Annotated in this window: 20 protein-coding genes; 9 read left to right on the forward strand and 11 right to left on the reverse strand. The window is 63.2% G+C overall.

Annotated elements, in window-relative coordinates:
- Positions 1 to 915, reverse strand: a complete 915-nt coding sequence (locus C4J86_RS11670; RefSeq protein ID WP_124370489.1) for a GGDEF domain-containing protein — start codon at positions 913 to 915, stop codon at positions 1 to 3.
- 380 nt (positions 916 to 1,295) lie between these two features.
- Between C4J86_RS11670 and C4J86_RS11675 the strand changes: the two genes are divergently transcribed.
- The 5 genes from C4J86_RS11675 to C4J86_RS11695 all read left to right on the forward strand — a co-directional run bounded on the left by C4J86_RS11675 (position 1,296) and on the right by C4J86_RS11695 (position 7,755).
- Positions 1,296 to 3,800 carry a TonB-dependent receptor gene (locus C4J86_RS11675; RefSeq protein ID WP_124370490.1) on the forward strand — a complete coding sequence of 835 codons (2,505 nt, stop codon included), beginning with the start codon at positions 1,296 to 1,298 and terminating at the stop codon, positions 3,798 to 3,800.
- A 144-nt stretch (positions 3,801 to 3,944) separates the two neighbouring features.
- Positions 3,945 to 5,804: a phytase gene (locus C4J86_RS11680; protein WP_124370491.1), complete on the forward strand. Its 1,860-nt coding sequence runs from the start codon at positions 3,945 to 3,947 to the stop codon at positions 5,802 to 5,804.
- Positions 5,805 to 5,851: 47 nt separating this feature from the next.
- Positions 5,852 to 6,544, forward strand: a complete 693-nt coding sequence (tolQ, locus tag C4J86_RS11685; protein WP_124370492.1) for a protein TolQ — start codon at positions 5,852 to 5,854, stop codon at positions 6,542 to 6,544.
- A gap of 15 nt (positions 6,545 to 6,559) precedes the next feature.
- On the forward strand, positions 6,560 to 7,006 hold the full coding sequence (gene tolR, locus C4J86_RS11690; protein ID WP_124370493.1) for a protein TolR: 447 nt from the start codon (positions 6,560 to 6,562) through the stop codon (positions 7,004 to 7,006).
- A complete protein-coding gene (locus tag C4J86_RS11695; protein ID WP_124370494.1) occupies positions 7,003 to 7,755 on the forward strand; it encodes an energy transducer TonB in 753 nt (250 codons plus the stop codon). Before tolR ends, C4J86_RS11695 begins: the two co-directional genes overlap by 4 nt.
- Before the next feature lie 121 nt (positions 7,756 to 7,876).
- On the opposite strand, the gene C4J86_RS11700 is transcribed toward C4J86_RS11695, so the two are convergent.
- The 6 genes from C4J86_RS11700 to C4J86_RS11725 all read right to left on the reverse strand — a co-directional run bounded on the left by C4J86_RS11700 (position 7,877) and on the right by C4J86_RS11725 (position 14,724).
- Positions 7,877 to 8,821 carry a D-isomer specific 2-hydroxyacid dehydrogenase family protein gene (locus C4J86_RS11700; protein ID WP_124370495.1) on the reverse strand — a complete coding sequence of 315 codons (945 nt, stop codon included), beginning with the start codon at positions 8,819 to 8,821 and terminating at the stop codon, positions 7,877 to 7,879.
- Positions 8,818 to 9,987, reverse strand: a complete 1,170-nt coding sequence (locus C4J86_RS11705; RefSeq protein WP_124370496.1) for an acyl-CoA dehydrogenase family protein — start codon at positions 9,985 to 9,987, stop codon at positions 8,818 to 8,820. Before C4J86_RS11705 ends, C4J86_RS11700 begins: the two co-directional genes overlap by 4 nt.
- A gap of 136 nt (positions 9,988 to 10,123) precedes the next feature.
- Positions 10,124 to 11,464, reverse strand: coding sequence for an LLM class flavin-dependent oxidoreductase (locus C4J86_RS11710; protein ID WP_124370497.1), 1,341 nt, complete (start codon positions 11,462 to 11,464; stop codon positions 10,124 to 10,126).
- 10 nt (positions 11,465 to 11,474) lie between these two features.
- Positions 11,475 to 12,449 carry an ABC transporter substrate-binding protein gene (locus tag C4J86_RS11715; protein WP_124370498.1) on the reverse strand — a complete coding sequence of 325 codons (975 nt, stop codon included), beginning with the start codon at positions 12,447 to 12,449 and terminating at the stop codon, positions 11,475 to 11,477.
- A gap of 83 nt (positions 12,450 to 12,532) precedes the next feature.
- A complete protein-coding gene (locus tag C4J86_RS11720) occupies positions 12,533 to 14,116 on the reverse strand; it encodes a rhodanese homology domain-containing protein (RefSeq protein ID WP_124370499.1) in 1,584 nt (527 codons plus the stop codon).
- Positions 14,113 to 14,724 carry a cysteine dioxygenase gene (locus C4J86_RS11725; RefSeq protein ID WP_124370500.1) on the reverse strand — a complete coding sequence of 204 codons (612 nt, stop codon included), beginning with the start codon at positions 14,722 to 14,724 and terminating at the stop codon, positions 14,113 to 14,115. Before C4J86_RS11725 ends, C4J86_RS11720 begins: the two co-directional genes overlap by 4 nt.
- 213 nt (positions 14,725 to 14,937) lie before the next feature.
- On the opposite strand from C4J86_RS11725, the gene C4J86_RS11730 reads away from it, so the two are divergent.
- Positions 14,938 to 15,843, forward strand: coding sequence for a LysR family transcriptional regulator (locus C4J86_RS11730; protein WP_124370501.1), 906 nt, complete (start codon positions 14,938 to 14,940; stop codon positions 15,841 to 15,843).
- A 228-nt stretch (positions 15,844 to 16,071) separates the two neighbouring features.
- A complete protein-coding gene (locus tag C4J86_RS11735; protein ID WP_124370502.1) occupies positions 16,072 to 16,866 on the forward strand; it encodes a class II aldolase/adducin family protein in 795 nt (264 codons plus the stop codon).
- A gap of 54 nt (positions 16,867 to 16,920) precedes the next feature.
- On the opposite strand, the gene tkt is transcribed toward C4J86_RS11735, so the two are convergent.
- Positions 16,921 to 18,978, reverse strand: a complete 2,058-nt coding sequence (gene tkt, locus C4J86_RS11740; RefSeq protein ID WP_124370503.1) for a transketolase — start codon at positions 18,976 to 18,978, stop codon at positions 16,921 to 16,923.
- A 174-nt stretch (positions 18,979 to 19,152) separates the two neighbouring features.
- On the opposite strand from tkt, the gene C4J86_RS11745 reads away from it, so the two are divergent.
- A complete protein-coding gene (locus tag C4J86_RS11745; RefSeq protein ID WP_124370504.1) occupies positions 19,153 to 19,377 on the forward strand; it encodes a DUF465 domain-containing protein in 225 nt (74 codons plus the stop codon).
- 75 nt (positions 19,378 to 19,452) lie between these two features.
- Here the strand turns inward: C4J86_RS11745 and C4J86_RS11750 are convergent, their stop codons facing one another.
- Positions 19,453 to 20,829, reverse strand: coding sequence for a VOC family protein (locus C4J86_RS11750; RefSeq protein ID WP_124370505.1), 1,377 nt, complete (start codon positions 20,827 to 20,829; stop codon positions 19,453 to 19,455).
- Between the two features lie 198 nt (positions 20,830 to 21,027).
- On the opposite strand from C4J86_RS11750, the gene C4J86_RS11755 reads away from it, so the two are divergent.
- Positions 21,028 to 23,664 carry a glucosidase gene (locus C4J86_RS11755; protein WP_124370506.1) on the forward strand — a complete coding sequence of 879 codons (2,637 nt, stop codon included), beginning with the start codon at positions 21,028 to 21,030 and terminating at the stop codon, positions 23,662 to 23,664.
- A gap of 123 nt (positions 23,665 to 23,787) precedes the next feature.
- On the opposite strand, the gene C4J86_RS11760 is transcribed toward C4J86_RS11755, so the two are convergent.
- The gene (locus C4J86_RS11760) at positions 23,788 to 24,102 is read right to left on the reverse strand and encodes an SCP2 sterol-binding domain-containing protein (RefSeq protein ID WP_124362592.1); all 315 of its coding nucleotides are present in this window, start codon (positions 24,100 to 24,102) and stop codon (positions 23,788 to 23,790) included.
- 55 nt (positions 24,103 to 24,157) lie between these two features.
- The gene (locus tag C4J86_RS11765) at positions 24,158 to 24,868 is read right to left on the reverse strand and encodes a histidine phosphatase family protein (protein WP_124366817.1); all 711 of its coding nucleotides are present in this window, start codon (positions 24,866 to 24,868) and stop codon (positions 24,158 to 24,160) included.
- Positions 24,869 to 24,936: the final 68 nt, after the last annotated feature.

Genomic DNA, 24,936 nt, shown 5'->3' on the forward strand with positions numbered 1-24,936 from the left:
TCAGGCGCTTTTCGCAAGGGGTTGCTTGGCCCGCGCCAGCGCCAGGTTCAAGCGCCTGAGCAGGTCGTGGGGCGGCTCGTCCAGGGCCATTACCACCGCCGTGGTCGCCGCCAGTTGCAGGCGTTCGCCCTGCAGCCGGGTTTTGTGCGCCAGGCTCTGCACCGCTTGCTGCAACTCCAGCGCCAACCCCTGAGCCTGGCGCTCGCCGGTGTTGGCCAGCAGCACCACAAAGCGGTCGCCCGCCAGGCGGCACAGCAGGTCCTGGCGGCGCAGGTTGAGCAACAGCACATGGCTGACCGCCTGCAGCACCGCATCACCCTCGGCATGCCCATAGGCCTGGTTGATGGCGGCAAAGTGGTCCAGGTCCAGGGCCAGCAGCGACAGCGGTTGCTGCTGGCCGCGGCTGTCGTGCAGGCTGCTTTCGAGCTGGCGCTTGAGGTAGTCGGCACCGGCCAGGGGCGTGAGTTTGTCGAACAGCCGATGCTCGCGGAACAGGCGCTCGCGCTTTTCCATCTGTGCGCTGATCGCCAGTTGTTCGCGGTGCCAGTGGTAGATGCCGATCGTCAGCAGGATCATGCCCACCGGCATCGGCCCCGACTCCAGCCAGTGGTCCCAGGTGATGCTGTCGGGCAGGCGAATGAACTCGTCGAGGCTGTCGATCCACCAGGAAAAAAAGATGCACGACAGGCCCAGTGCCAAGTAGTTGGTGACCCGCCCGGCGGGGCGGCTTTTCAGCACCAGGCCCAGCCATATCAACGCGAGCAGCGCCGAACCGCCTTCACCGACAATATCCAGCCACACCCACTCACTGAGGCTTTTGAGCTCGCCGCAGGCCAGGTGCAGGATCAGCCCGAGGTTGGCGGCGATCAGCAGCAGGGCGAGCTTCCAGCGATGGGGTTTGAGCACGCAGAACATGGGGGCGGGTCCTTGGATGATCCAGTCGTGGGCGCCAGCACAGCAGATGCATGTGACGGTTGGATGACGGTGGGGGCGGGTCGGATCAGCTCACGTCAAAGGGCGATGAAAATCAAAATGTGGGAGGGGGCTTGCTCCCGATAGCGGTATATCAGCCAGCCTATTTGTCGCTGACCCACCGCTATCGGGAGCAAGCCCCCTCCCACAGGGGAACTGCTGAGGTCATATCAGCTCATTTCAGGCCGAAAACCTTTGCTAACCCCCGGTTTACGGGCCTTCACGCCGAGTTCTGTCACAGAACCGTCATCCCGCACCCCTAGCTTGCCCTTCCAGTTGCCGGGCCCCTTGCCTGGCGCCAACGGATTCTTGGGGAGGGTTTCATGTACAAGCGCACCGGGCTCGTCAGCTTTACGCTTACCACCTTGGCCCTGGCGATCACCTGCGAGCGGCTCAACGCTGCCGAGACCGAGCATGTCGAGGTGGTCGGCCAGGCCGCCGCCATCGGCAGCGCCCTCAAGGAACAGCGCAGCTCCGACAGCATCAAGAGCGTGGTGCATGCCGACGGTGTGGCGCAGTTGCCGGACGAGAACGTCGCCGAGGCGGTGCAGCGCCTGCCGGGGATCAGTGTGGAGCGCGACCAGGGCGAAGGCCGGTTCGTCAGCGTGCGCGGCCTGGGCCCGGACCTCAACAGCGTGACCATCAACGGCACCCTGGTGCCGTCGCCCGAGAGCGAGCGCCGCGCCGTGGCCCTCGACGTACTGCCCTCGGAACTGGTGCAGTCGCTGTCGGTGATCAAGACCCTCACGCCGGACATGGACGCCAACTCCCTCGGCGGCACCGTCGACGTGAAAAGCCTGTCGGCGTTCGACCACAAGGGCCTGTTCTATACCGGCAGTACCGAGGCCAGCTATGACAAGAACACCGCCCAGACCAGCCCGAAATTCTCCGGCGCCGCCAGCAACCGCTTCAGCCTCGGCGACGGTGTCGACAACTTCGGCGTGGCCGCGGCCCTCAGTTGGCAGCAGCGTGATTTCGGCTCGGACAACGTCGAGACCGGCGGCGCCTGGGATTTCAGCAACGGCGCCAGGCTCAACGAGTTCGAACAGCGCGACTACGACATCCGCCGCGAAAGCGCCGGTGGCGGGCTGAACTTCGACTACAAACCCGATGACCTGAGCAGCTACTACCTGCGCACCCTCTACAGTCGCTACAAGGACACCGAAACCCGCAACGCCGCCAGCCTCGAATTCGCAGACCCCCAGGCGCCCGGCGAACTGGGCGAAGCCGAGGGTAAGCGCAAGCTGAAGAACCGCGAAGAAACCCAGCAAATCCAGTCCTACGTGTTCGGCGGCGAACGCATGCTTGGCCTCTGGACCTTGAGCGGCCAGGCAGGCTACAGCCGCTCCAGTGAAGACAGCCCGGCGCATATTGCCGGGGCCACCTTCGACGGCGGTGACTTTGCCGACAGCGGCTTCTACGACACGGCCAAGCCACGCCCGATCATTGGCAACAGCTTCTACGACCCCGGCAATTTCACCCTCGACAAGGTCGACTGGGAAAAACAGCACACCCAGGACACCGAGAAAAACCTGCGCCTGGACCTGGCCCGCGACTATGACCTGAGTGGCTACGCCTCCCAGTTCAAGTTCGGCGGCAAAGTCAGCCGGCGCCACAAGGACAACGACCTGGAGGCCTGGGTCTACAAGGACCTGGATGAACAGGGCTTGACTGACGAACAGCTCAACCTCAGCCAATTCCAGAAGGGTAATGTCGACTACCGCCTTGGCCGTTTCGGGCCAGGTATCAGCGCGGGTAACATCCGCCAACTGATCGGCGGCCTCAACCGCGATGACTTCTACGACCCCACCGAATCCAGGGTCAACGACTTCACCATCCACGAAGACATCAACGCCGGCTACCTGATGAACACCGTCGATATCGACGACTGGCGCTTTATCGCCGGGATGCGCTACGAGGGCACCGAATTCGACGCCAAGGGCACCGGCGCCACGGACGGCCACTTCAGCGCCACCGAGACCAAGCGCCGTTATCACCACTGGCTGCCGGGCCTGCATGCGCGCTACCAGATCGACAAGAACACCCAGGTGCGCGCTGCCTGGACCAAATCCGTGGTGCGCCCGACCTTTGGCCAACTGGCCCCCGGTTTTGTGATCGATGATGACGAAGCCACCTTCGGCAACCCGGACCTCAAGCCCCTGGAATCGAGCAACCTGGACCTGGGCATCGAACACTTCATGGGCCGCGCCGGTACCGTGTCGGCGTTCGTGTTCTACAAGGACATCCAGAATTTCGTCTACAACACCGACGTCGCCGGCACTGGTGCCTGGGCCAACTTTGCCGAGGCGCACACCTTCGCCAACGGCGACAGCGCCAAGCTGTATGGCCTGGAACTGGCCTACTCGCAAAAATTCGACTGGCTGCCCGCGCCGTGGAACGGCCTGCTGATCGGCGCCAACAGCACCTTCAGCCGCTCCAGCGCGGATATCGAGGGCTTCGACAGCGCCAGCGGCGGTAACCGCAAGCGCAACATCAGCCTGCCCAACCAGTCGGACACCGTCGGCAACCTGATGCTGGGCTGGGAAGACGACAGGCTCAGCCTGCGCGTTTCGGCCAACTACAAGTCGGCCTACCTGTACGAGCTGGCGTCGATCAACGACAAGGCCCACGACCTGCATGTGGATGCGCAGACCTTCGTCGATTTCAGCGCGCGTTATTCGCTGAGCAAAAACCTGCAAGTCAGCTTTGAGGCGCAGAACCTCACGGATGAGTCGTACTTCGTCTACACCGGCCACCGCAGCTACAACGGCCAGTACGAAGAGTACGGGCCTACTTACAAGCTGGGCCTGACCTTCACTCATTTCTAACCCACACCTCGGTCGAAATGTGGGAGGGGGCTTGCTCCCGATAGCGGTGTGTCTGGCAGCACATACATTGACTGAACCACCGCCATCGGGAGCAAGCCCCCTCCCACATTGGATCTTCATCGTATTCGGAGGATTTGCCTGTTCATGAGAATTTCCAAGCTGTATCTGCTGATCGCGCTGGTCACCAGCGCCAACGCGTTCGCCATCGACATGACCCCGTGGGCACCCAGCCTGAATGCCGAAGCCGTGGTCTTCCTGCCCAACGCCACTGAACGCCTCGCCGCCAGCACCCGCGATGGCCTGTTGCTGCTTGACGATAAAGGCGCCGAACTGGCCCGATTCAAGGGTAATTTCAGCAGCCTCGACACACGCACCGTTGGCACTCAAACGCTGGTCGCCAGTCTCGACAACGATCGCCAACAGGCCTTGCTGATCAGCCTGGACAGCGCCGGCAAGACTTGGGGCAAACCTTTGTACCTGCCGACCCGCGATTACCCGGTGAACGGCCTGTGCCTGTACCGCGATTCGGCGGCCAACCTGTTTGTGTTCCTGGTGGGCGAGGAGGGCAAGGGCGAGCAATGGCTGGTGGGCAACGGCGCGACGCTGCTGGCCCAGGCGCAGCGTGTACGCGGGCTGCCACTGCCGCCATCGGCGCAGTTCTGCCAGGTGGACGATGCGGCCGCGCGCCTGGTGGTGAACGAGGCCAGTATCGGCTGGTGGGCCTACCCGGCGCACCCGGAAGCCGCGGTGAAACGCACGCCCGTGGCACTGTTCGATGACCCCAGGCGCGAAGCCGGCGCCATGGCGCTGGTGCCGGGTGGAATGGTGGCCCTGGACCCGAAAACCGCGCAATTGCATCTGTTCCAGCAAACCGGCGAACGTTGGGTCGAGCAGCCGAGCTTGAGCTTGCCGGGCCTCAAGGAACTGGAGCAACTGGCGATCCACGGCCGGCAGTTGCTGGTGCGCGATGACGACAGCGGCCAGCTGTATCAGGGCCACCTCGACTGGCAGGCCACGCCGGTGCCGGCTGCCCCGGTGCTGCCGCAGGTCGGCGCGTTGCGCCAGACCGAACCCGTGAGCCGCCAGGGCGATGCGGCGGATGATCCCGCGATCTGGATTCACCCGCACACCCCCGCGAAAAGCCGTGTGCTGGGCACCAACAAAAAACAGGGCCTGCTGGCCTACGACCTCGACGGCAAGCTGTTGCAGGAACTGGCCGTGGGCCGCCTGAACAACGTCGACGTGCGCCCCAACTTCAAGCTTGGCGCACAGACCGTCGACCTCGCCGTCGCCAGCAATCGCGATCACAACAGCCTGAGCCTGTTCAGCATCGACCGTGAAAGTGGCGAGCTGCAGGCAGCCGGCGAAGTGCCGACGCCGCTCAAGGAAATCTACGGCATCTGCCTGTTCCAGCCCGCCAGCGGCGAGCTCTATGCGATCGCCAATGGCAAGGACGGCACCTTCCTGCAATATCGCCTGAGTGCGCCGGCCGGGCGCGTGCAGGGCGAGCTGGTGCGCCAGTTCAAGGTCGACAGCCAGCCGGAAGGCTGCGTGGCCGATGACCAACGCCAGCGCTTGTTTCTCGGGGAAGAAGACGTCGGCGTGTGGGCGGTGGATGCACGCGCCGACCAGCCGGCCACCCTGACCAGCGTGATCAAGGTGGGCGCGCAGCTGCATGCGGACGTCGAGGGCCTGGCGCTGTATCAGAGCCCCGCGCGGGATTACCTGGTGGTCTCCAGCCAGGGCAATGACAGCTACCTGGTGCTCGACGCCGAACCGCCGTTCGCCGTGCGAGGGGCGTTTCGCGTCGGTTTGAACGCCGCCGCCGGCATCGATGGCGCCTCGGAAACCGACGGCCTCGAGGCCACCGCCGTCAACCTGGGTGGGCCGTGGAGCCAAGGCATGCTGGTGGTGCAGGACGGGCGCAAGCGCATGCCCGAGCAAGCCCAGAATTTCAAGTTCGTGCCTTGGGACGAGGTGACCCGCGCATTGAAATTACCCTGAGCTGTCATCACCCAGTCACGCGTATTTAATCGAATAGGAGCTTCACCATGCATGCGACGATGGAACATATGACGATCTGGAGCTTGATCAGCGACGCCAGCCTGTTGGTCAAGGCGGTCATGGTCACCTTGCTGTTGGCATCCTTGATCAGTTGGTACCTGATCATCCGGCGCGGCAGTGTGCTGCGGCGCCTGGAGCGGCAGTTGCACGCCTTCGTGGTGCGCTTTCGCGCCGCATCGGATCTGCAACCGCTGTATCGCGACGCGGTGCAGGCGGGCGAGGGCGGTGTGGCGCCGATTTTTATCGCCGGCCTACAGGAATACCAGCACCTGCACCACCACGATCCCGCAGTGCTCGAAGGCGTGGAGCGCGCCTTGCAGGTGGCGATCACCGAGCAGGAGCTGGAGCTGGAAAAGGGCCTGCAATTTCTCGCGACAGTGGGCTCGGTCAGCCCCTACATCGGCCTGTTCGGCACGGTGTGGGGCATCATGAATTCGTTCCTCGGCTTGTCCCAGGTGCAACAGGCCACGCTGTCGACGGTGGCGCCGGGCATCGCCGAAGCCTTGATTGCCACGGCCATCGGCCTGTTCGCGGCGATCCCGGCGGTGATCGCCTATAACCGCTTTGCCGCGCGCAGCCAAAGCCTGCTCACCCGTTACTACGCCTTCGGCAACGAACTGCAAGTGCGCCTGCACCGTGCCCTGCGCGGTACCCCGATCAACCTGGCCGTGGCCGCCTGAACAAGGAGCGAACCGATGTTGACCAGGCCGCAACGCAAGCACGGGCCCAAGGCCGAGATGAACGTGGTGCCTTACATCGACGTGATGCTGGTGCTGCTGGTGATCTTCATGGTCACCGCGCCCATGCTGACCCAGGGCGTGAAGATCGAGTTGCCCAAGGTCGCCGCCGAGGCGCTGGCCACTGACACCCGCCAGCAGATCCTCACGCTGTCGGTGCAGGCGGACGGCGGTTACTACTGGAACCTGGGCGGCGAGCTGGATACCCGGCACCAGACCGACAGCGCCGTGAGCCTGGAAGAAATGGGCGCCAAGGTCATGCAGGTGGTGGCGGCGCGCAGCGACACCCAGGTGTATATCCGCGCGGACGACAACGCCGGGTACGGCCGCGTGGTGGCGGCCATGGCGGTGTTGCAGAAGGGTGGTGTCAGCAACCTGGGGCTGGTGACCGAGGCCCCGCAATGACCGCGATGATCATGCACAGCCCGACACAGGCGCGGGCGCTACACAGCGACGGAATGTGGCGCATCAGCCTCGCGGCAGGCCTCGCCGTGGCGCTGCATGTGGCGGTAGTGGCGGCACTGATGCTGGGATGGTCGCCGGAGAAACCGGTGGTGGACGCGCCTCGGGTGATGCACACGCAACTGGTGATGATGCCGGCGCCGGCGCCGGCGCCGGCGCCTGAGCCTGAGCCTGTAGCGCCCGCATTGCCTGAGCCGGTTGCGGTCCCGCTACCGGTACCGGCCAAACCGACGGTTGACCCGCAGATCCAGGCGCAGAAAATCGAGAAGGCCGCGCTGGCGCGCAAACGGGTCGAAGCGCAGAAAATCGAGCAGCAACAGCAGCGCCTGGCCACCGAGCAACGCAATCGGGAGCTGGAACAGCAACGGGTGGCCTCCAAGAAAGCCCAAGTTGCCGTACCGGCACCCGCTCCCGCGTTCGACAGCCGCCAATATCAGCCCTTGAGCAAGGAAGCGCCGGACTACCCGGAGCGCGCACTGGACAAAAATATTGAAGGCGACTGTTCGGTGGAATACACCGTCAATACCCAGGGCCGCGTGGAAAATCCCAAGGTGCTGGACGGCTGTCACCCGTTGTTTATCCGGCCTTCGCTGGCGGCGGCGAATACCTTTCGCTATCAGCCCAGGGTCGTCGACGGCCAGCCAGTCGCCGTGCCGGCGGTGCGCAACACCTTCCACTACCGCATCAAATAATGGCGAACACCGAACCAAATGTGGGAGGGGGCTTGCTCCCGATAGCTGAGTGTCAGCCACTGCATCTTTTGACTGACCCACCGCTATCGGGAGCAAGCCCCCTCCCACAGTTGGTTTTGCATCAGGCGTTCGCTACGTTGGCTAACTCAAGGCCGTCCACGTAGCGCTCCAGATTGGCCAGAAACGTATCGGCAATCTCATTGCGGCTATTGGTCGAAATCGCCGACGTATGCGGCGACAACCGCACCCTCGGATGGCTGTACAACGGATGTCCATCCGGCAACGGCTCCGGCTCGGTCACGTCCAGTGACGCCAGGCCGATCTGGCCGTTATCCAACGCTTCCAACAATGCTTCCTGATCCAGCAACCCACCGCGCGCGATATTGATCAGGTGCAGCCCCGGCTTGGCGCTGCCCAGCACGTCACGGTTGATGATGTGCCGCGTGGCCTCGGTCAGCGGTGCTGCCACCACCAGGTGGTCGGCACGGGCGAACAGGTCGTGGATATCCTTGGCGGCTTCTACACCCACGCCAAATGGTGCCTGGCTCTGCCGCAACGCGACGACATGGATGCCCAGGGCCAGGGCTTTCTGCGCCAGGCTTTGACCAATCGCGCCGAAGCCGAGGATGCCCAGGGTGGTGCCCTTGAGTGGGCGCAGGGCGGTGAATTGCCATTGCGCGTCTTTCACCCAAATGTCCGGCAAATGCTTGGAGGCGGCAAAGATCGCCGCCAGGGCGAACTCGGCGAGGTTGTCGGCGGCGCTGCCCCGTGAGGTGGTGACCGGAGGGCCGTTGAACAGCCAATGCGGGTAGAAGTCGATGCCCGATGACACCAGGTGCACCCATTGCGCGCCGTAGGGCCAGCCCGGTGGTGGCGTGTCCGGTGCAGTGTAGCCGCGCACATTGATGGGGCGCAGCAACAGGATATTCGCCTGGGGCGGCAGGTCGCTCGGCACGCCGGCGGGCACGCCGATCACCTGGGCGTGGGGGTGCCGCGTGGCCAGACGTGCGCGGATTACGTCGTTGTAGTCCTCGTCCAACTGGCTGGCAATAATCAGCTGACTCATGTGCGTTCCTTCTGACGTTGGGCGAACACCGCTTTACCGACGCCTTGCAGCACGGCGTCGTTCTGCGGGGTGTGGACGCGACTGCACAGCACATCGCGGTAGTGCCGTTGCAGTGGGCTATGCCGTGACAGGCCGGGGTTGCCCGAGGCCTCGATAGCCAACTCGACCGCGCGGATAGCGTTGCCAGTCACCAAGTACTTCAATTGCGCTGCATTGGCGGCCGGCGTGTGGCCGTCGGCGGCGGCATCGAGCAGGCTGCGGTTGGCAAACAGCAGGGTGTCGATATGGCCGACGGTCTCCTGGAAACGCGGCAAGGTGGACAGCGCCGCGCCGAGGTTCGACGGTTGGCGTTCTTCGAGCCAGTTCACCAGCCAGTCCCGCGCGGCTTGGGCCACGGCGTCGTACACCGAGGACAGCAGCACCGACATCCACAGCAGGCCCTCGCCATCCAGCTCCGGCTGCGGCGCGCTGCGCGGGCTGACGCTGACGGCGTGGTCCAGCGGCACCAGCACGTTGTCGAGCACCACTTCATGGCTGCAGGTGGCGCGCATGCCCAGGTGATCCCAGGTGTCGATGATGCTCACGCCGGGGCTGTCCTTGGGCACCAGCCAGGCGCCCACCAGCGGGTCGGCATCGTCGCTGCGCGCCCACACGCTGAACCAGCTCAGGCCATGGCTGCCGGTGGAGTAGATTTTGCGCCCGCTGATACGCCAGCCTTCGGCGCTGCGTACAGCGGTGGTCGCTGGCAAGCCGCCACGGGCCGGCGTGCCCAGGTCGGGCTCGACGCGCAGGGCATTGATCAGCGCGCCATGGCGCACCGCGTCTTCGCCGACACGCACACGCAAGTGCCGGGGCCAGGTCTTGCTGTCCTGCAAGCGGCTGTGCTGCAGGTATTGCATCACCAGGATCAGCGCGGTGGAGGGCTCGCCCTTGGCAATCGCGCTGATGGCCTTACGCGCCAGGGGCAGGCCGGCACCGCCGCCGCCGAGGGCGCTGGGCACGGTGAGGGCGATCAGGCCATGTTCATGCAGCCGCTTGAAATTATCGTGGGGGAAAGCGCCGCTTTCATCGTACAGGTGAGCGGTACTGGCCAGCTCGGCGCTGAGGCGTCCGAGGGTGGCGTCGAAATCGACGGTTTCCACGACACGTAGAGACGATTGAGTCATCAGTATGTACTCGGTCAAAATGTGGGAGGGGCGGTGCGACGATTCGACTTGCTCCCGATAGCGGTGGTTCAGCCAGTGGATGTACCGCCTGACAGATTGCCATCGGGAGCAAGCCCCCTCCCACAGGGAATGGTGGTCAGGCCAGGGCTTTTTCGGGGGCTTCAACCACGCTGTAGCGGTTGGCCGGTACGTCCAGGCCGAGGTTGTCGCGCAACGTCTGGCCGCTGTACTCGGTACGAAACAACCCACGCTGCTGCAGCACCGGCACTACCAGCTCAGTGAAGTACTGCAAGCCATCGGGCAGCACCGAGTTGATGATGAAGCCATCGCTGGCTCCCTCTTCGAACCAGCGCTGGATCGCATCGGCGACCTGTTCCGGCGTGCCGACGAAGTCGCGCTTGGGCCGCGAGAACCGCAGCGCCACTTCGCGCAGGGTCAAGCCTTCGTCCCTGGCCAATTGCTTGATGCGTTCGGAGCCGCCTTTCTGGCTGTTGGCGCCCAGGTCGCCGAGTTCCGGGAACGGAGCGTCAAGCGGGTATTGGCTGAAGTCATGGTCGTTGAACGGACGGCCGAGGGCGACGATGGCATCTTCGACGGTGACCAGTTCCACCGCCTGCTGATAACGGTTTTCCACTTCGGCGGCATCGCGCCCGACAATCGGGCGGATACCCGGCAGAATCGACAGACTGGCGGGGTCACGCCCGAAGCCCTTGGCCCGGCGTTTCAAGTCGGCGGTATAGGCTTTGCCCTCGTCGACAGTCTCCACATGCACAAAGATCGCATCGGCATTCTGCGCGGCGAAGTTGCGCCCGTCTTCCGAGGTGCCGGCCTGGAAAATCACCGGCTGGCCCTGGCGCGAACGCGCGATATTCAGCGGGCCCTTGACCGAGAAAAATTCGCCCTGGTGGTTAAGCGCATGCAACTTGTGCGGGGTGAAGAATTCGCCGCTGTGCTTGTTATAGGCAAAGGCGTCGTCTTCCCAGGAGTCCCACAGGCCCTTGACCACATTCAGGTGTTCCTTGGCGATGCGGTAGCGCACGGCGTGAGGCGGGTGTTCGGCTTTGCCGAAGTTATCGGCGGTGCCGCTCAGCCACGAAGTGACCACGTTCCAACCGGCGCGGCCACCGCTGATATGGTCCAGCGAGGCAAACTGGCGCGCCACCTGGTAGGGCTCGGTGTAGCTGACGGTCACGGTGGCAACCAGGCCGATGTGCGTGGTCAGCGCGGCCAGGGCCGACAGGATGGTCAGCGGTTCGAACCGGTTGAGGTAGTGCGGGCTGGACTTGGCGTGGATATGCAGGCTGTCGGCGATGAACACGAAGTCGAACCGGGCGGCTTCGGCCAGTTCGGTCTGCTGTTTGTAAAAGCCGAAATTCGTGCTGGCGTTGGGTTGCGCCTGCGGGTGGCGCCATTCGCCCCAACCGTGGCCGACGCCGTGAACCATGGCACCGAGTTTCAATTGACGTGGCTTGCTCATGTTCTGCTCCTTAGCGCGATGCTTGGGAATTGGGGGCACGCTGGGCGTTGAAGCTTTTGTCGAAGCCTTGCGACACGTCGATGCGCCGGCTCAACAGGCCTTCCTTCTGGTAGGTGTCGGCGGTGGCTTGCAGGCCGCTGATCACCGCGTCGTCAATCTGCACTGGCGACAGATGAGTGTCCTTGGCCACTTCGATATGCACCGCCAACGGCAGGCCGGTGATTTTGGCCTGGGCGGCGGCGTATTCGTCGGGGTGGTTGTTGGCCCAGGCGTAGGCCCGGTCGACGCGAGCGACAAAGTCGTCCAGTTGCACGCGTTTGTCGGCAATGGCCTGGCTGGTGGCGGCGAAGTACAGGTGGTTGCTCAGCAGGTTCCTGCCGCTGACCAGCACCCGGGCGTTGCTTTGTGAGGTGACTACGGTGGTGTAGGGGTCCCAGGTCGCCCAGGCATCGGCGGTGCCGTTATCCAGCACCAAGCGGGATTCGGCGGGCAGCAGGAAAATGAACTGCACATCCTTTGACGTCAGGCCGGCGCTGGCCAGGGCCTTGATCGCCAGGTAATGGCCGATGGAGCCGCGCCCGGTGACGATTTTCTTGCCCTTGAGGTCGGCTGCGGTCTTGATCGGCGAATCCTGGGGCACCAGCAACGCGGTGGTGTTACGCCCTTCTGCATGGATGATACTGATCACTTTGAGCGACGCACCGGCGCCGAGGGCGAACACATAGGGTGCATCGCCCAGGGCGCCGACATCCACCGCACCGGCATTCAGCGCTTCGCCCAGGGGCGAGGCCGAGGGGAATTCCGACCACTTGATCTCGTACGGCACGTTTTTAGTTTCGCCGGAGGCTTCCAGCAGCGCCTTGATCGTCGACTTCTGGTTGGCCACGCGCAGGGGTTGCAGGTCGGCGGCGTGGGCATTGGCAAGCAGGCCGAGCGCCAGGGCGCCGCCCAGCAGCAGGCGTGAGAGGGGCGTATTGAACAGCATGGGACAGACTCCAGGCGTTGGGTAAAGGAAGGTACCTCCGCCTGGAGAAGGGGTCGGATTTCCGGGAACGGTGCAGCGGTGGATCAGATCACGTAGAAACCGTGGGTGCCGTCGCGAGCCAGTTGCTCGACCAGGCCGAATTCCCAATCCAGGTAGGCCTGCATGGCTTCCCGTGGGTTATCGGTGCCTTCATAGGGGCGGCGGTAGCGGTCGATACGCGGTGACGCCAGGTGCGTGTCGCCTTCTTCGAGCGGCAGTTGCGCGGCGATCCAAGCGGCGGTGCCGCCCTCCAGCAGGAACACTTGCCGGCCGGTCAGGGCTTCGACTTCGGGCACCGCCAGGCGCGCCAACTGGCTGCTGCCGCAGGTCAATACGTAGCGCTGCGCGCTGGGCACCTTTGCCAGCGCCTGGGGCAGTTGCGCACGCAACGCCCACCAGGCACCGGGGATATGGCGCTTCACGTAATTGGCGCTGGCGGTGAAGTCCAGCACCACCGTGTCGCCATGCTCGAGCCAGTCGGCGAGGGTGTGCGCGCTGATCAGTTCGGCCTGGGGTGGCGCGGGCACCGGCGCGACCCAGGCGCCGTGTTCGCGCAAATGCGCGGCGTGCACCCCGTCGAGCACATAGACGTCCCAACCCAGCTGGGCGAGCCAGGAGGCCGACATATTGGCACGCACGCCGTCATCGTCCACCAGCACCAGGCGCGCGCCACGCACGCTGGCGACATGGTCGGTTTCCTGCACCAGTTGCCCGCCCGGTGTGGAGCGGGCGCCGGGCAGGTGGCCGGCCTCGAATTCTTCCGGGGTGCGTACATCGAACAGGTAGGTGGTGCGTGTCGCGTCCTGCTGCCAGCGTTGCAGATCATCGAGGGTGGCACGGCTGACGCGGGCCTTGTCAGCCACGCCGCGGGCAGCTTGGGCGGCGATCTGGCGATGTTCCTCGCTGGTGGGCGCAAAGCGCCTTGCTTGACCATGGGCGAGTGTCTGCCCGGCCAGGGTCCAGCCGATGGTGCCGTTGCGCAGCGCCGACACCGGGTTGGCCACGCCGGCATTGATCAATGACTGGGTGCCGATAATGCTGCGGGTACGCCCGGCGCAGTTGACGATAATGCGCGTAGCCGGGTCCGGGGCCAGTTCACGGGCGCGCAGCACCAGTTCGGCACCGGGCACGCTGATGCCGGTGGGAATGCTCATGGTCTGGTATTCATCGAAACGCCGGGCGTCAAGCACCACCACATCGGCCTGGCTGTCGAGCAGCGCCTGGACTTCCTCGGCCGCCAGGGACGGCGTGTGGCGCTGGCTTTCCACCAGTTCGCCAAAGGCCTTGCTCGGTACGTTGACGTCGATAAACAGCTCGCCACCGGCCTGGCGCCAGCCCTCAAGCCCACCTTCCAGCAGGCTGACCTGGGTGTAACCCAGCGCAACCAGGCGTTCGGCGGCGCGCTCGGCCAGGCCTTCACCGCTGTCATACACCGTAACCTGGGTATCGCGACGTGGAATGCGCGCATACACCTCCAGTTCCAGCTTGGACAGGGCAATGTTTGCGGCAAACAGCGGGTGGCCTTCGGCATACGGCGCTTCCTCGCGCACGTCTACCAGGGCGACTTCCTCATGGTCCAACAGGGCCTGGCGAATCTGGGCGTAGCTGCGGGTCGATACGGTGCTCATAGGGCAGGGCTCTTTTCTTTGGACAGGTCCCAGATATTCGGGAGGTAGGCGTTGGAATAACCGGAGATGAACAGTTTCTCGCTACCGTCGGGCTGATACACCGCCCGACGCACCGCGCCGATGTTGGCGCCGTACACATGAATGCTGATGGACACCTGGTCGTCGTGGGCATTGCTGACTTGATGGATATCGCCGATCTTCGGCGACACCGCTTCGACCTGGCCCGGCAGCAGTTGCACCGGCGTGCCTTCGGCAACCAAGGCGCCATCGGGCGCCCGGGCAAAACCCTGGGAAAATTCCGCGCCGCGCAACATGCCGATCAGCCCCCACACCCGATGATCATGAATCGGCGTGCGTTGACCCGGTCCCCACACAAAGCTGACGATGCTGAAACGCTGGCGCGAATCGGCATGCAGCAGAAATTGCTGATAGCGCTCGGGGTCGGGTTGGGCGAATGCGTCGGGGAGCCAGTCATCATGGCTGACCAGTTGCGCCAGCAGCTTGCCGCCACGGTGCAGCAGGTCGCCCTCGCGCAGGTTGCCGTCGATCAGCTCAGCCAAGGCGCCGATAAAGGCGCGTAATCTCTCGGGGTGTCGGGCCTGGCTCATGAACATTCCATTCGCGGTAGTTGATGGGCTTATCTAAGCATAATGTTTGTTGTTAATATGCTATTTTTTAATGATTAGCTTATAGCTGGAAGTAATTTAGAATCGTCCTGTATAGCGTTAGACGTTATTGATCGCAGCACGGGCTATTCAGACCGGGTGACGCCAACTATGCTTGGCGCACATCTTAATGACTGTTCTCTATGTGCGGCCCAAATGAAAATTGACGATATCGATGCCTTTGTCGAAGTGATTCGTTGCCAGTCCATCAGCCATGCCGCCGAGTCGTTGCAGTTGACCCAGCCGGCCATCACCCGCCGTGTGCAGAACTTCGAGCAGGCGCTGGGGGTTGAGCTGTTCGACCGCAACACCAAACCGCTCAAGCCTACGCTGATCGGCACCCGGGTGTATGAGCAGTGCCGCTCGATCCTGCGCGAGATGGACGCGCTGCGCGAGCTGGTTGCCACCGACGCACCGCCCAGCGGCGTGCTGCGCCTGGGGGTGCCGCAGACCATCGGCGACGTGGTGCTGCTCGATGCGCTCAAGCACCTGCGCAGCGAGTACGCCGACCTGCGCGCCCAGGTGGCGACCGGCTGGGGCAGTCAGTTGGTCGGCAAGATCGAGCGCGGCGAGCTGGATGCGGCGGTGGCGTTATTCCCGGCGGGCAAGATTTTTCCGGACAACATCGTCGGGGAGTCCATCGGCAAAATGGACCTGGTGGTGGTGTGCGCCACGGCGCAACTGCCGAAAAAGCCGTGCAAGCTGGCCGACGTGTACCAGCACGGTTGGATCCTCAACCCAGACGGCTGCGGCTTCCGTGCCGGTCTGCAACGAACCCTGTCGGACCAGGGCCTGGCCTTGCGGGTCAACCTGGAGACCTTCGGCACCGAGTTGCAATTGGGGCTGGTGGCGGATGGGCTGGGCCTTGGCTTGGTGCCGCGCCCGTTGCTTGCGCGCAGTGCCCATCGCGAACAACTGGCGGTGATGCCGTTGAAGGACTTCAAGCCGGTGATGGATTTATGGCTGATCTATCCGCACTTTCTTGGCAACCTGCAAGGGCCGGTGGATGCGTTTGGCCAATGGGTGGCCGATTCCCTGCACAAGATCCGCAACGCTGCCTGAACCTCTGTGGGAGGGGGCTTGCTCCCGATGGCGGAGTTTCAGTCAAAGATGATTTGACTGACCCACCGCCATCGGGAGCAAGCCCCCTCCCACATTTGTTATGTGTAGTTGCCGAGAATTTTATAAAAATTAATAATAATTAGCTTAGATTAAAATGTGCTTTTTATTATTTTTGCGCATCGCCTAGGCTGGCCTGGAAGTCCTTAAGGCCATCCAGGAAGTTTTGCCATGAGCAGCGTCACCTCGCTATCGAGCGTTTCCAGTACCGTCCGCCAACGCGTCACGCCAGAGGAATGGGAGGTGCGCGTCAAACTGGCCGCCGCCTATCGACTGGCGGCCTTGTACAACTGGACCGACCATATCTACACGCATTTCTCCGCCCGTGTGCCAGGCCCTGAGGAACATTTCCTGATCAACGCCTTCGGCCTGCTGTTCGATGAAATCAGCGCCTCCAACCTGGTCAAGGTCGACCTCGACGGCACCCTGGTCGATGACCCCACCGGCCTTGGCATCAACTACGCCGGCTACGTGATCCACAGCGCCATCCATGGCGCGCGCCACGACCTGCAGGCGGTGCTGCACACCCATACCCGCGACGGGATTGCGGTATCCGCGCAGAAGGACGGGCTGTTACCGATCTCCCAGCATTCCATCGCGTTTTCCGGACGCGTGGCCTATCACGGCTACGAAGGCGTGGCCCTGGACCTGGACGAACGCGAGCGGCTGGTGGCGGACCTGGGCGACAAGAGCGTGATGATCCTGCGCAACCATGGGCTGTTGACCGCAGGCATCAGCGTGGAGCATGCATTCCAGCAGCTGCAGGGGTTGGAGCGCGCCTGCAACATCCAGATTGCGGCGCAGGCAGGCGGGAATGCGGAACTGGTATTTCCACCGGCTGAAGTGGTGGCCAGGGTCGAGCAGCAGGCCAAGGTCTTCAGCAGCGGGGAAGGGCCTGGGGTGGCGCGGCATTGGAATGCGTTGATCCGCAAGTTGGAGCGTAGCGATACCGACTACAAGAATTGAGTGATCGCCGGTCCGGTGCAGCAGGGGAGCAAGCCCCCTGCGCATTGAGAGGGGTTACTCAGCCCGGTTGTGCTGGAGCTGTTGCTTGGCCAGCTTCACCACATTTTCCTGAGTGAACCCGTACTTTTCCTGCAACTTCGCCAGCGGTGCCGACGCGCCAAAGCTGTTCATTACCACCTTGGCGCCGGTCTGCCCGACGTAGCGATCCCAGCCCAACGGGCCGGCCTGTTCCACCACCACGCGCGCCTTCACCGCCGGCGGTAACACGCTGTCGCGGTAGGCTTGGTCCTGGTCTTCGAACAGCTCCCAGCTGGGCATCGACACCACCTGCGCGGCAATGCCTTCGTCCGTGAGTTGTTCGTAGGCGGCGACCGCCAGGCTGACTTCACTGCCCGTGGCGATCAGGATCACTTCAGGCTTGTCCGCGCCGGCCAGCACGTAGGCGCCTTTGGCCGCACCGGAGGCGGCGGCATAGCGGCTGCGATCCAGCGTCGGCAGCGGTTGGCGCGACAACACCACGCAGCTTGGCCGATCGGTCTGCGCCAGCGCGACCTTCCACAATTCCAGGGTTTCATTCGCGTCCCCTGGGCGCAGGGTCAGCAGGCCTGGGGTGGCGCGCAGTTGGGTCAGGTGTTCGATGGGTTGGTGGGTGGGGCCGTCTTCGCCGACGCCGATCGAGTCATGGGTAAACACGAAGACCACCGGCAACTCCATGATCGCCGCCAGGCGGATCGGCGGTTTCATGTAATCGCTGAACACCAGGAACGTCGAGGTGTACGGCCGCAGGTAGGACAGCGCCATGCCGTTGGCAATTGCGCCCATGGCGTGCTCGCGAATGCCGAAGTGCAGGTTGCGCCCGCTGTAGTCATCGGCACTGAAGCGGCCGGCGCCGTCGAAGGTGAGGTTGGTCTTGGTCGAGGGCGACAGATCCGCCGAGCCGCCGAGCAACCAGGGAATCTGTTGGGCGAAGGCGTTCAACACCTCGCCGCCCGATGCCCGGCTGGCGACACCCTTGGCATCGGTCGCAAAGCGCGGCAGGTCGGCCTGCCAGTGCTCGGGCATTTCTCCGGCGCGCATGCGCTGCAGTTCATCGGCGCGTTGCGGGTCGAGGGATGACAAGGTCTGGTTCCACTCGGCATACAGCGGCTCGGCACGCTCAAGCAGTGCGTCGCGCAACGTGGTGCGCGCCTCATCGGGCACCAGGAAACTGGAATCCTCTGGCCAGCCATACGCGGCTTTGGTCAGGCGAATTTCATCCTCGCCCAACGGCTCGCCATGGGCCGCAGCGGTGTTGTGTTTGTGCGGCGAGCCGTAGCCGATCACGCTGTCGACCACAATCAGGGTCGGCGCGCCGGTATTGGCCTTGAAGGTTTCCAGCGCTACGCTCAAGGCCTGCAGGTCATTGGCATCGGTGACGTGCACGGTGTGCCAGCCATACGCCTGGAAGCGCTTGATCACATCTTCACTGAAGGCCAGTTCGGTGTGGCCCTCGATGCTGATGGTGTTGTTGTCGTAGATCCAGCACAGGTTATCCAGCTGCAGATGCCCGGCCATCGACGCCGCTTCGCTGCTGATGCCTTCCATCATGTCGCCGTCACCGCACAGGGTGTAGACGTCGTAGTCGAACAGCACCTGGCCGTCGCGGTTGAACCGCTGGGCCAGCCAACGCTCGGCCATCGCCATGCCCACGCTGTTGGCGCAACCCTGGCCCAGGGGGCCGGTGGTGGTTTCCACCCCGGTGGTCATGCGGTACTCGGGGTGGCCCGGGGTTTTGGAACCCATCTGCCGGAACTGCTTGATGTCGTCCAGGCTGACCGCCGGTTGCCCGGAGCGCTTGCCGTGGGCATCGATTTCCACCACACCGGCCAGGTGCAGCAGCGAATAGAGCAGCATCGACGCATGCCCCACCGACAACACAAAGCGGTCGCGGTTGGGCCAGTCGGGATGTTCCGGGTGGTAGCGCAGGAAGCGACTCCACAACGTGTAGCCCACCGGTGCCAGGCCCATGGGCGTGCCGGGGTGGCCCGAGTTGGCCTTCTGCACAGCATCCATGGCCAGGGTGCGGATGGTGTTGATGCATTGCGTGTCGGCAGCAGTGGCAGTGTGATTCATAAAACCGGTCTCCCTCGGGTGGCGATCTACAGTGGAGGGCAGGGCACGGCAAAGGTTTGATTGCATCGCCGGGGTTACGACGAACGGAGAGGGTTTGACCTTGAACATGACAAGACCCCTGGGAATGGGCTAGCTTCAAGGGGTAGGCCATTGATCAACTTGTGGAGGTACGCCATGCCAGTGAAACACGACCTGTATCAGGACTTGGGGATGAGCAAGGAAGTTGTTCACGAACGCAGGGCGAGTGACAAGCGTCTGGACTCGTTGCTCACGCAATACGACGCTGCCGATGGGGAGGTGCTGAAGGCGGAGTCGGCAAGTGCCAACGATGAGGATGTGGAAAAACTGAAGAAGAAACGGCTGTTGATCAAAGATGAGATTGTCGCAAAGTTGAGTTAAGCAAAACTCCAACCCGTGGTGAGGGAGCAAGCTCCCTCACCACAACCCGTGCCCCATTCGAATGTGCATATTTTTTTATACCAGCAGCGTGCTCATGCATTGATCCACGGAACGCTGCTGCGTCTCGCCATACAGCTGCAACTCGTCAATCGTGCTGCGGCCCAGCGCCAGCTCGAACTCATCCTTGTTTGAATTCGCCGCGTAGTGACTTTGCGCCGCATCGCCCAGGTTCGACTGAAAAATCCCTGCCGCGCTCACCGGCAGGAAGTCCTCGTACACCAGTGGTTCCACCTCCAAATGCCCCGCACTGATCAGACCCTCCAGTGTGCGCGGTTGGTCGGACTTGCCGCGGGCCGCCAGGCCTTTTTCAGTGGGGAAATAGCGGAAGTACGCCAAGCCTTGCTCACGCATTTGCGCGTGGTCATCCGGGAAGGCCTGGAAGTGTTGCTCCATCAATTGTTCATAACGCTTGGCGTTGGACTCGTTGGGGAAGGCTCCGAGTTCATCGCGGGCGGCATTCAGCAGTTGGTCGTACAGGGCGCGCCCTTTGGGGGTGAGCGCGACACCGCGTTGTTCGATTTCGCCGAAGCGTGCGCTGTGGCTGCCCTGGGCATCGGTAAAGCCAATGGGTTCGTCGAGGGCCTTGAAGCTGGTCTGGCGCAGCAGGATCGGGCACTTGCGCCGAGGTGGGCCTTCGACCACGGCTTTGGGGGTGATGCCGTGGCCGGGCATGGCCGCCTGCACCTGGTCGATGTCCAGGGTGCGCGGGGTGAGGTGATTGATGTGCGGGCCTCTGAAGGCCACCACGTCGGCGATCAGGCGATGCTGGTCGCTGAGTTGCCGATACTGCGCGGCCGTGACGGTGGCGGTGGGGTGCCAGCGAAACGTCTCCAGCGCCTGGCGAATGAATTCCTCGGCGTCAGAGGCTCCGAGGCCGCCGTGTTTTTCCGCCTGTTCGATCAGCGCCAGGGCGCCGGGGGTGAAGATCGAGCGCTTGGCCAGGGCTGTTTCGGCGAAGCTGCGCAGCGCTGGGCTTTCGATCAGCTCCAGGCGCAGCAGCGAGGTGAATACGCGAAACGGGCTGGTTTGCAGCGACTGTTCGTGGACGGCGCGAAAGGCCGTGGAATGGACCGGCACGCCAGCCGGTGTCAGGTCGTAATAGCCCACCGGTTGCATGCCCATGACCGCGAACAGACGGCTGATGGTCGCCAGCTCCGCAGCGGTGCCCAGGCGGATCGCACCGTGGCGCTCCATGTCCAGGCGCTCGACCTCGCCGGTACGTTGCAGGTGCTCGGCCAGGCCCGGGTTGCTCTCCAGCACCTGTGCGTTGGTCTGGGCCACCAGGCTCATCAGCGCGCCGTACAGCGGCACTTCGTCCCTGTACATATCGGACATCGCCCGGGAAAAGCCCTTACGGATCTCGTCGGGGCTGACATGTGCGGTACCTGGCATAGAAAAATTCCTGAAGGCTGGGGCGAGGTGTGTGGCTTTCCCTGGATTTTGTTGGGCCCAAGAGGCGCGTGCAAACGAAGTTTCCTCTGGACTTCATTCTGCAAATGAATGAGGTGAAGCCCCTGTGCAGTCTTCATGTGCATCCGGGCGGCATTGGGTTCTACACTGCTGCTCTTCAGACCGGCGACGGAGGACTCAATGACGGCCGCACCCACACCCCGATTGCTCGACACCCTCGAAGGTCAACGCCTGGCGACGGAGCATGCAGAAAGCTGGCGCGAGTGGGGGCCGTACCTGAGTGAACGCCAATGGGGCACCGTACGCGAGGACTACAGCGCCGACGGCGACGCCTGGGCTTATTTTCCCCATGAACATGCCCGCAGCCGCGCCTACCGGTGGGGCGAGGATGGCTTGGCCGGTTTCAGCGACAAGGCGCAACGCTGGTGCCTGGGCCTGGCGCTGTGGAACGAACGCGACGCGATCCTCAAGGAACGCCTGTTCGGCCTCGATAACGCCGAGGGCAACCACGGTGAAGACGTCAAGGAGCTGTACTTTTTCGTCGATGGCGTGCCGAGCCATGCCTACATGCGCATGCTCTACAAATACCCCCATGGAGCGTTTCCCTACGCCGACCTGATCGCCGAAAACGCCCGCCGTGGGCTGGCTGACGCTGAGTATGAAATCCTCGATACCGGCGTGTTTGACGACAACCGCTACTGCGACGTCAGCGTTGAGTACGCCAAGCATCAACCCGACGATATTTTCATGCGCATCACCGTGCACAACCGTGCCGAGCAACCCACGCGTCTGCAGGTATTGCCCCAGCTGTGGGCGCGCAATGACTGGAGCTGGACCTTCGGCGCCCCCAAGCCCGGCTTGACCCTGGACGGTGACCGCGTGCGAGCGCGTCATCATGAGCTGGGCGACCGCCATCTCAGCGCCTGGGGCCAGGACGGCGTGGAATGGTTGTTTTGTGAAAACCAGACCAACCTCCCCAGGCTGGGTGGGCCGGCGGCGCCGGGGCCGTTCAAGGACGGTATCAACGATTACGTGGTCGGCGGCGTGCAAGACGCGATTCGCCGGGATACGGGCACCAAGGTGGCGGCGCGGTTCGCCCTGGAACTGGCGGGCGATGAGCGCAAAGTCCTGTACCTACGCTTTGCCCCTGTGGACGCGCCCGAGGTCAACGCGCGCAAGCTGTTCGAGCAGCGCCGCCAGGAGGCCGACGACTTCTACGCGGCGCTGCAACAGGGCATCGCCGACGACGATGCATGCAATGTGCAGCGCCAGGCCCTGGCCGGGTTGTTGTGGTCCAAGCAGTTGTACTATTTCGACGTGAACCAGTGGCTCGACGGCGACCCGGCCCAGCCCGCGCCGCCGCCCGAGCGCCTGCATCTGCGCAATACCCATTGGCGGCACCTGTCCAATTTCGACATTCTGTCCATGCCCGACACCTGGGAATACCCCTGGTACGCCTCGTGGGACCAGGGCTTCCAGGCGGTGGCGATGGCGCTGATCGATCCGGGCTACGCCAAGCAACAGCTGTTATTGCTGGTGAAGGACCGCTTCATGCACCCCAATGGCCAACTGCCGGCTTATGAGTGGCGCTTCGACGATGCCAACCCGCCCGTGCATGCCTGGGCCAGCTGGCGCGTCTATCGGCAGGACAAGGCGCTGACCGGTGTGGGCGACCTGGACTTTCTGGAGCGGATTTTCCACAAACTGCTGCTGAATTTTTCCTGGTGGGTCAACCGCAAGGACGCCGAGGGCCGCAACCTGTTCCAGGGCGGCTTTCTCGGGCTGGACAATATCGCCCTGTTCGACCGCTCTGCCGCGCTGCCACCGGGCTATCAGCTGGACCAGGCGGACGGTACGGCGTGGGTGGCCGCCTATGCGCTGGACCTGATGCGCATCGCCCTGGAACTGGCCAAGCGCAATGGCGTGTATGTGGATATCGCGGTGAAATTCTTCGAGCACTTCCTGTATATCGCCGGCGCCATCAACCGTGTGGACGACAGCGCCGACGGGCTGTGGGACGAGCAGGATCTGTTTTTCTACGACGTGCTGCATCGACCCGATGGCGAGAGCGAACCGGTGCGCCTGCGCTCTATTGTCGGGCTGATGCCGTTGTTCGCGGTGCTGGTGCTGGAGCAGCGCGAGCATGAAGGCCTGGCGGGCTTGCGCGAGCGGCTGTTGGGCTTCATGCACCATCGGCCGGACCTGGCCAAGCTGGTATCGCGTTGGAACGAACCGGGGCAGGGCAATCGGCTGCTGCTCGCGTTGCTGCGCGGCGAGCGCACCAAGGATTTGCTGCGGCGCATGCTGGATGACGATGAGTTCTTGTCGGCGTTTGGCGTGCGCTCCTTGTCCAAGGCCTTCGCCGAGCAGCCCCTGGCCCTGAAGATGAATGGCGACACTCTGTGCGCCAGTTACCAGCCCGGCGAATCCGATTCACGTTTGTACGGTGGCAACTCTAATTGGCGCGGGCCATTGTGGATGCCGGTCAACTACATGCTGATTGAGTCGCTGCGCGAATTTCATCGCTATTACGCGGATAACTTTTCGGTGGAATACCCCAAGGGCAGCGGTTATCTGTCATCCCTGGAGGAAGTGGCCGACAGCCTCAGTCAGCGCCTGACCGGGTTGTTTCTAAGGGACGAAAATGGCCTGCGCCCGTCGATGGCGGCGTATGCGCAGTTGGAGGCGGACCCGCTCAGCCGTGACCTGGTGTTGTTCCATGAGTATTTTCATGGGGAAACTGGCAGGGGGCTGGGGGCGTCGCACCAGACAGGGTGGAGTGCGCTGGTGGCGTTGTTGCTGCAACCTAAAACTTAACGTGGGAGGGGGCTTGCTCCCGATAGCGGTGTCTCAGCCAGCTCACCTGTCACTGATACACCGCTATCGGGAGCAAGCCCCCTCCCACACTGGATCTTTATCTGACTCAGGATTGCCCTTGAATCAGGAAGGAAACAGCTCGCTCAGCTTCATGGCCAGCATCATGTCGCCTTCGGTGCGCAGTTTGCCGCCCATGAAGGCCTGCATGCCGTCGGTGGAGCCGTCGACGATGCCTTCCAGGGTTTCGCTGTCCATGACCAGGGTCACTTGAGCGTCCGGGTTTTCACCTTCCTGCAGTTCGCAGGTCTTGTCTTTGACCACCAGCGAAAAGTTCTTGGTGTCGTCGATACGGAAACCGAATACCAGGTCCAGGCCTTCAGCAGCGGCTGGGTTGAATTTGGCTTTCATTGCTTCTACGGCTTTAGCTACGTCAGTCATGGTTTCGATCCTTTAGGGTAGAGTCCAGTGACCTTGGGGTCACGGTTGGCCGCATTCATCGGAAAGTGATGAACTGCGGCGCCTTCAACAGCTGCAAGTGGGTATGACTGTTGAAGGAAGCCAGTGCCACCTCGCGACCACGGAATTTCAGTTGGTTGAGCGAGGTGTTGACAATTTGCCAGTTCAGTTCGAATGCCTGGGCGGCCGGCATCCGGGTAATCAGGTGGAGCAGGGCGGTGATGGTGCCGCCGGAGGTAAATACCGCGATCTTGTGCGAGTTGTCGGCCGCTTCAAGGATGCGCTGCAAGCCGCCCTGGACACGTTCGACAAACCCCAGCCAGCTTTCCAGTCCCGGCGGGTCGTAGGTGCCGGCCAGCCAGCGCTCGATGATCAGGGCGAAGATGCGCTGGAATTCGCTGCGGTTTTGCGCACCATTGCGCAGGATGTGCACGGCGTCGGGTTCGGCGCCGAGCAGGTCGGGGAGCAGGCCGCGAATAATCGCCTCGCCGTCGAATTCGTTGAACGCGCTGTCGATTTCCAGCGGCGGAACCGGCAGGCCGAGGGCGCTGTATTGATCGAACGTGGCGGTGGCGGTGTGCTGCTGGCGGCGCAGGTCACCCGACAGGCAACGATCGAACGTCAACCCCAGGTCGGCCAGGTGGCGACCGAGTACCTGGGCTTGTTCCACGCCGACGGGCGACAAGACGTCATAGTCGTCTGCACCGAAGGAGGCCTGGCCATGTCGAATCAGATAGATGCTGCCCACGTCCGTTTTCCCGGTACGTTGAAAGTCTGGCGAGGTTATGAGGATGCCCGCGAGCTGTCAATGAAAAA

The organism is Pseudomonas sp. R2-7-07 (assembly GCF_003852355.1).
Classification (GTDB): domain Bacteria; phylum Pseudomonadota; class Gammaproteobacteria; order Pseudomonadales; family Pseudomonadaceae; genus Aquipseudomonas.